6 protein-coding genes are annotated in these 7,336 nt (G+C 61.3%); all 6 read right to left on the reverse strand.

Features of this window, described 5'->3' with window-relative positions:
- Positions 1-147 precede the first annotated feature (147 nt).
- Entirely contained in the window at positions 148-1,452 is a 1,305-nt protein-coding gene (locus AB5Y54_RS18680) for an inosine/guanosine kinase (protein WP_010674425.1), read from the reverse strand.
- Positions 1,453-1,627: 175 nt separating this feature from the next.
- Positions 1,628-2,020 (reverse strand): MAPEG family protein, encoded by a 393-nt coding sequence (locus AB5Y54_RS18685; protein WP_010674424.1) that lies wholly within the window; start codon positions 2,018-2,020, stop codon positions 1,628-1,630.
- Between the two features lie 64 nt (positions 2,021-2,084).
- Complete coding sequence (hemH, locus tag AB5Y54_RS18690) at positions 2,085-3,059, reverse strand: ferrochelatase (RefSeq protein WP_042017278.1); 975 nt, start codon at positions 3,057-3,059, stop codon at positions 2,085-2,087.
- 119 nt (positions 3,060-3,178) lie between these two features.
- Positions 3,179-3,823 (reverse strand): adenylate kinase, encoded by a 645-nt coding sequence (adk, locus tag AB5Y54_RS18695; protein WP_010674422.1) that lies wholly within the window; start codon positions 3,821-3,823, stop codon positions 3,179-3,181.
- Positions 3,824-4,061: 238 nt separating this feature from the next.
- Positions 4,062-5,975 carry a molecular chaperone HtpG gene (gene htpG, locus AB5Y54_RS18700; protein WP_368154170.1) on the reverse strand — a complete coding sequence of 638 codons (1,914 nt, stop codon included), beginning with the start codon at positions 5,973-5,975 and terminating at the stop codon, positions 4,062-4,064.
- Positions 5,976-6,110: 135 nt separating this feature from the next.
- Positions 6,111-6,710: a recombination mediator RecR gene (recR, locus tag AB5Y54_RS18705; RefSeq protein ID WP_111896504.1), complete on the reverse strand. Its 600-nt coding sequence runs from the start codon at positions 6,708-6,710 to the stop codon at positions 6,111-6,113.
- Positions 6,711-7,336 lie beyond the last annotated feature (626 nt).

Below are 7,336 nucleotides of genomic sequence, written 5' to 3' on the forward strand. Positions count from 1 at the left end.
CAGCTACATATCCTTAACACAAGGTATGCCGCCGCGACGCGGGCTGTCCACGATGTCAGCAAAAGCGATGCCAAAAACATGATCCAGCCCCAAAAACAAGAAAGGGTGCCCAGTGGCACCCTTTCTTGTGGTCGACAGGAAGAGGTATCACCGCTCCCAGTACACCTCTTCCAGGCTGTCTTCCTTCTCCGGCAACCCGCGGGAGAGGCGCGGGCTGCTCTGGGCCAGCACCTCGTAGCTCACCCGGTTGGCGTACTTGCACACCTGGGCCAGAGAGGAGTAGGTCAGGAATTCCGAGAGATGCTTGGCGGAGTTCGGCACGTTCATGCGGTGGTAGGCGTTCGCCACCATGTCGTGCAGCACGGCGGACAGCGCCCCGTCCCCTGCCCCGTTGGTGTTCTTGATCTTCTCCGGGCCGCCCATGTAGGGGGAGATGTGGGAGTAGATACGCGCAGGCTTGCGGCACTTGTCCCGGGCCATGGGGCGGCTGAACTCGTACATGTTGAATTCGGGGATGACGCCGGGCAGCAGGGTGTGGGTGGTCTCGCGCTTGTAGTCCTCGTCGGTGTAGCTCGCCATGTAGAGGCCGATGGGGCCGGCGGTGCAGAGCACCATGTCCGCCCAGTCCAGCGCCTTGTCGGCCGCGCCGAGGGGATCCTTTATCCCGGTCAGGGCCTCCGCCTCGTCCTCGTTCATGGCGAGCACGGTCACGTTCTCGCTGATGAAATCGCGCCACCACTGGGGATTCTCGTCGATGACGAAGCGGGTGCCCAGGGTCAGCACCACGGGCACCCCGGCCTCGCGAGCATAGCGCACCGCGGCCATGGCGGCCTCCTTCATGGGGGTGCCGTCGGCGCCGCGCACCAGGTAAGCGGTGATCACCAGGGCCGAGGCCTCCTTGATGATGGTCTCGGGGATGTGGTCCACATCCAGGTGATCCATCTTGCCGGCGTTGATGCCAAAGCTGCGCTCTCCCCCTTCGGTGATGAAGGTGAAGCAGCGTCCGACCGGGCCGTCCACCGGCTGCAGGTAGTCGAGGTTGACCCGGGAGGAGGTGTTGCACAGATAGCGGTAGGCATAGCTGCCGATGCGGATGTCCTGGCTCATGACGCCAAGCAGGATGGAGTGGGAGTCCGCCAGCACGGAATAGTTGTGCATGGTGTTGCCGATGGTGCCGCCGGCAAATTCGCTCACCACCATGTTGTTGGCCTTGAGCTCGTCGTAGACCAGCTCCGCCACCTCGTCGGAGATGAGCATGGAGTGGCCCTTGCTCAGGCCGTACCGGTTCAGGAAGTCTTCGTCCACATGGGCTTCGATATCCACCAGAGTCTGATCGATGCCCACTACATAGGCCTTGCCCAGTTCGGTGAGCTGGGAATTCTGCGGGATCAGGGGATCACGTCTGTCGACCGGGAAGTAGTGTTTGGACTTGCGCTGACCGGGAAATTTCATGGCAATCTTCTGTGCTCTGGGGAAAAGAGGGGCGGGATTTTAACACAATCCACCACGCCGAAAAGTCGCACGATTGAATTTTGAGGTCAGTATAGACAAGGGTTTGCGAGGAAAACGTTTGACTTGGCTACCACAAAAAACCACCCCGTGGCGGGGTGGTGTTGCGGGATGACATTCAGCTTGCCGAGAGCCCCTGCACCAGGGCCAGCACCGAGAAAATTCCCAGCGACAGCCAGAAGAAGAGGGTGCCGAAGAGGCGCGGCATGTTGGGAGCCCTGGGGATCTGGATGCCGATGGCATGCAGGATGCGCCCCACCAGCAGCAGCACACCGCCCAGGTGCAGCCAGAGCGCCCCGACCCCCGCCAGTTCGCACAGTGCCATCAGCAGCAGGGTGAGGGGCACGTACTCGGCAAAGTTGCCGTGGGCGCGGATCGCGGCCAGCATCTCGGGGGCTTCCCCCTCCCCTATCATCACCCTGAACTGGGCGCGGCGCTTGACCACCCAGAAGGAGAGCAGCAGGAACAAGAGCCCGAGCAGGCCGGCGTAAATCAGCGTGATATGCATCATCAGGACACTCCTTTATCGTTGAATCCGAACGTCCGCCACGTCGGGCACCGGATGAGAACGGCCATCATGCCAGCTCGCGACAGATGAGGGAAACCATCATGCGGATATGGGCCTGATCGCTGTTGAGGGCCGGGATGTATTCAAACTGCTCGCCACCGGCGGCCATGAAGATCTCCCGGTTCTGCACCTGGATCTCCTCCAGGGTCTCGAGGCAATCCGCCGAAAAGGCCGGGCAGATGACATCCAGCCGCTTGACGCCGCGAGAGGGCAATTCGCCCACGGTCAGGTCCGTGTAGGGCTTGAGCCACTCCTCCTTGCCAAAGCGGGACTGGAAGCTCGCGGTCCACTGCTCCGGGGCCAGCCCCAGCGCCTCCGCCAGCAGGGCGGCGGTGCGCCTGCACTGATGACCATAGGGATCCCCTTCCCGCTCGTAGCGCTCGGGAATGCCGTGGAAGGACATCAGCAGATGCTCCCCCTGGCCGTGCTGCTCCCAGTGGCGACGCACGCTCATGGCCAGCGCCTGGATGTACTCCGGGTGGGCATGGTAATCGCGGATGAGCCGCACCACCGGCAGATTGCGCTCGGTTTTCATCGCCCTGGCCCAGGCGTCGAACACCGAGGCGGTGGTGCTGACCGAATACTGGGGATAGAGCGGCAGCAGGATCACCCGGTTGACCCCCTGGGCCTTGAGGGCCTGCCAGCCATCGGCCAGCGACGGGGCGCCATAGGTCATGGCGAGCGCCACCGGCACCTCGACCCCTTCCCGCTTGAGCTCGTGCTCCAGGGCCGCGCGCTGCTGCTGGCTGATGACCATCAGGGGGGAGCCCTGCTCGGTCCACACCTGCTGATAGAGCTTGGCCACCTTGGGGGAGCGGGTCGGCAGGATGATGAAATGAAGCAGGGGGCACCAGAGGTAGCGCGGCAGGTCGACGACCCGCTGATCGTGCAGAAACTGGCTGAGAAACGCCTTGACCGCCGCCGTGGTCGGCGCGGCCGGGGTACCCAGATTGACCAGCAAGATCCCGGTTTTCGTGGTCACGTTAGCATCCTGTCGTTCTGTGTCGTGGGAATGGAATGCAAGAAAGGGCCCGGTATGGACCCTTTTCTCACTCTCGTAGCCAGCCGGCGAACGGCTGCGTCCTGCCGGCCCTGAATGGCTTAACCGAGAATGGCGGCCAGTTGCTGGCTGACCAGATCCACCGGCTGGGTGCCGTCGATCTTGACGTAACGGGTGTTACCCGCTTCCGCTTCTTTGCCGTAGAAACCGATGAGCGGCGCGGTCTGCTGATGGTAGACATCCAGACGCTTGCGCACTGTGGTCTCTTCGTCGTCGGCACGGATCACCAGATCCTCGCCGGTCACGTCATCCTTGCCTTCCACTTTCGGCGGGTTGAACACCACGTGGTAGGTACGGCCGGAGCCGGAGTGCACGCGGCGGCCGCTCATGCGCTTGACGATCTCTTCGTCCGGCACGTCGAACTCCAGCACGAAGTCCACGGTCACACCGGCATCCTTCATGGCTTGCGCCTGGGGAATGGTGCGGGGGAAGCCGTCCAGCAGGAAGCCGTTGGCGCAATCCGGTTGCGCGATGCGTTCTTTGACCAGGCCGATGATGATGTCGTCGGAGACGAGCTGACCTGCGTCCATCACGGCTTTGGCCTTGAGGCCCAGCTCGGTACCCGCCTTGATCGCCGCACGCAGCATGTCGCCGGTGGAGATCTGCGGAATACCGTGTTTTTCCATGATGAACTGAGCCTGGGTACCCTTGCCGGCGCCCGGAGCTCCCAACAGAACAATGCGCATACACGCTCCTAGTTGATTGGTTATTCAATTCTTGAGAAGGCAAAAAACTACACGTTTTCGCCCGTATTAACAAGCTCGCCCCGTGTGAGTGGCCAGATTATCACCACACTCCCGCCAAGTCTCTGCGACCAAAGACGCAGACGACGACCACGAAAAATGATTGAAAATGCAGCAGCGCACCAGAGGGGAACGGCCAAAAAAAAGCCCACTGTCATGCAGTGGGCCAATCACAATCACATCACGCCTGGAGTAGCAGACGATTGATACGGGAGACGAAGCTCGCCGGATCATTGAGGCCGCCCTGCTCCGCCAGCTGGGCCTGCTCGTGCAGGAGGGAGACCCACTCGCCAAACAGGCTCTCATCCTCGATGGTGCCGAGCTTCTTCACCAGGGCATGGTCGGGGTTGAGCTCCAGGATGTACTTCTGCTCCGGCACCGGCTGACCGGCGGCGCGCATCAGCTTGATCATCTGGGTGCTCATGCCGTGGGCGTCGGTGACGATGCAGGACGGCGAGTTGGTCAGACGGTGGGTGACGCGCACCTCTTTCACCGCTTCACCGAGGCTCTTCTTGACCCGCTCAACCAGACCGGCGTTGGCTTTTTCGGCCTCTTCCTGCGCCTGCTTGGAGGCGTCGTCTTCCAGATCCCCGAGATCCAGTTCGCCACGGGTGACGGAGACCAGCTGCTTGCCGTCGAACTCGGTCAGGTGGCTCATCAGCCACTCGTCCACCCGCTCCCACATCAGCAGCACTTCGACGCCCTTCTTGCGGAAGATCTCGAGGTGCGGGCTGTTCTTGGCAGCGGCATAAGAGTCGGCGGTGATGTAGTAAATCTTCTGCTGACCTTCCTTCATGCGGCCAACGTAATCCTCGAGAGAGACGGTCTGGGCTTCGCCCTCGCCGGCGGTGCTGGCAAAGCGCAAGAGCTTCGCGATCTCTTCCCGGTTGGCGTAATCCTCGGCCGGGCCCTCTTTGAGCACATTGCCGAACTCGCTCCAGAACTTGGCGTACTTCTCGCCATCCTCTTTCGCCAGCTTGTTGAGCATGGTGAGCACGCGCTTGGAGCAGGCCTTGCGCAGGGAGGCGGTCACCTTGTTGTCCTGCAGGATTTCACGGCTGACGTTGAGCGGCAGATCGTTGGAGTCCAGCACCCCTTTCACGAAGCGCAGATAGGTCGGCATGAACTGCTCGGCGTCGTCCATGATGAAGACGCGCTGCACGTAGAGCTTCAGACCGTGCTTCTGTTCGCGGTTGTAGAGATCGAACGGCGCGCGAGCCGGGATGTAGAGCAGGCTGGTGTACTCCTGCGCCCCTTCCACCCGGTTGTGACCCCACAGCAGCGGATCTTCGAAGTCGTGGGCGACGTGCTTGTAGAACTCCTGATACTCCTCGTCCTTGATGTCCTTCGGGTTGCGGGTCCAGAGCGCAGTGGCGCGGTTGACCTGCTCCCACTCCCCCGGGGTACCGACGATGGTTTCACCGTCTTCTTCCCGATCCGGAGTGCCCTCCTTGAACATCTCTACCGGCACGCTGATGTGGTCGGAATATTTGCTGACCACGGAGCGCAGGCGCCAGTCGTCCAGGAACTCCTCTTCATCGCTGCGCAGGTGCAGGATGACGTCGGTGCCGCGACCGGCTTTGGTCACGTCAGCCACGGTGAAGGAGCCTTCCCCCTCGGATTCCCACTGCACGCCCTGGCTCGGCTCAGTGCCGGCGGCGCGGGAGATCACGGTCACCTTGTCGGCCACGATGAAGGCGGAGTAGAAGCCCACCCCGAACTGGCCGATCAGCTGGGAATCCTTGCCCTGATCACCGGAGAGGTGCTTGAAGAACTCGGCTGTGCCGGACTTGGCGATGGTGCCCAGGTGCTCGATCACCTGGTCACGGGTCATGCCGATGCCGTTGTCCGAAATGGTCAACGTCTTGTTCTCTTTGTCCACCACCAGGCGCACGCGCAGCTGGCCGTCGTTTTCGAACAAAGAGGCATCGGAAAGCGCCTTGAAGCGCAGCTTGTCCGCCGCATCGGAGGCGTTGGAGATCAGCTCGCGCAGGAATACTTCTTTGTTGGAGTAGAGGCTGTGAGCCATCAGGCTCAGCAATTGTTTGACTTCAGTCTGAAAGCCGTGGGTTTCGGCGTGAACACTTTGGGTCATCGACCAATCCTCAAAACGTCGGGTTGAACAGATTCCCAAGCTAGATGGGGTTGGCCTTTCAAATATCAAGGGGCGAAGATGCAAACTTGCATGCCCACCCCTTGTTTGTACGAAATATGTTCGCCGAACAGCGGTTTAGAGACGCTGGCGCCCCATCAGGGAGTGGGAAAGCGTGGTGCCATCCACCAGCTCCAGCTCCCCGCCCACCGGCACCCCGTGGGCGATACGGCTCACCTCGACCCCGGCGACGCGGGCCATGTCGGCGATGTACCAGGCGGTAGCATCCCCCTCTATGGTGGGGTTGGTGGCGAGGATCAGCTCCTTGATGTGCTCATCCTTGAGGCGCCGCTCCAGGATCTCCAGCCCCAGCTCCTCCGGGCCTATGCCGTCGAGTGGCGACAGGTGACCCATCAGCACGAAGTAGCGGCCGGAGAACTGGCCGGTCTGCTCGATGGCCGCCACGTCCGCCGGGCTCTCCACCACGCAGAGCAGGCCGTTCTCCTCGCGCTTGGGATTGGCGCAGATCTCGCAGCGATCGTTCTCGGTAAAGGTGCGGCAGTGGCTGCAGTGACCGATTTCGGTCAGCGCCCGATTGAGCAGGGAGGCGAGACGCAGGCCGCCGCTGCGCTCGCGCTCGAGCAGGGTGAACGCCATGCGCTGGGCCGATTTCGGGCCCACGCCCGGTAAGACCTGCAGCGCCTTCATCATCTCATCGAGCAGGGGACTGAATTTCATGGGGATATCCTTTAAAACCGCGCCGAAGGAGTGATTCGGCCCGCTTGCCTGACGCGGCACCGACTCCTCCATCCGAACCTATCTTGTTGGCGCAGGACTATACCCGAGCCGGCCCCGAGCGCCAATGGCCGATCCCGCCACAGTGCCTGACGGCCCAACATCACCCCGGTCGGGGCACTGCACTGAGCGGCAACCTCCCCTATCCCCACAACCCAGATCACACCATGATTGCCAAACCAATTCCCGGCAAATCGGGGAAACCGGGAAGCCCCCCCATATTGCCCCAACTCACTCCCCACCAGCCTCCAGACAAGCCAGCACGGCCAGAAACCATGCCCATATTGTTTGGTTTTTCTATTCGATGACTAGTTATCGTTTAACAAAACCAAACAATAAATGCCCTCTTGAGGTCCCGATTTATGACGTTGCGCCGGTTTTCAACGGCTCCCCCTTCTGTTTTTTCACCCGCCGATTAGTATGACTCACGCGACAACCAGCTCCGTTGAGGCCGTTACCAGGGCACCGTGAGAGCTAGGGAAGGTGCGAATAAGCGGGGAAATTCTTCTCGGCTGACTCAGTCATTTCATTTTTTCAGTTTGAGCCGATCTTTTCTCCCGTAAATGCCT

It is taken from the genome of Aeromonas sp. s9 (genome assembly GCF_040907765.1).
GTDB classification, from domain to species: domain Bacteria; phylum Pseudomonadota; class Gammaproteobacteria; order Enterobacterales; family Aeromonadaceae; genus Aeromonas; species Aeromonas caviae.

Excerpts from the sequence above, each read along its gene's own strand:
- recR (WP_111896504.1), bottom strand. The coding sequence starts at position 6,710 with ATGAAATTCAGTCCCCTGCTCGATGAGATGATGAAGGCGCTGCAGGTC.
- AB5Y54_RS18680 (WP_010674425.1), bottom strand. The coding sequence starts at position 1,452 with ATGAAATTTCCCGGTCAGCGCAAGTCCAAACACTACTTCCCGGTCGAC.
- htpG (WP_368154170.1), bottom strand. The coding sequence starts at position 5,975 with ATGACCCAAAGTGTTCACGCCGAAACCCACGGCTTTCAGACTGAAGTC.
- adk (WP_010674422.1), bottom strand. The coding sequence starts at position 3,823 with ATGCGCATTGTTCTGTTGGGAGCTCCGGGCGCCGGCAAGGGTACCCAG.
- AB5Y54_RS18685 (WP_010674424.1), bottom strand. The coding sequence starts at position 2,020 with ATGATGCATATCACGCTGATTTACGCCGGCCTGCTCGGGCTCTTGTTC.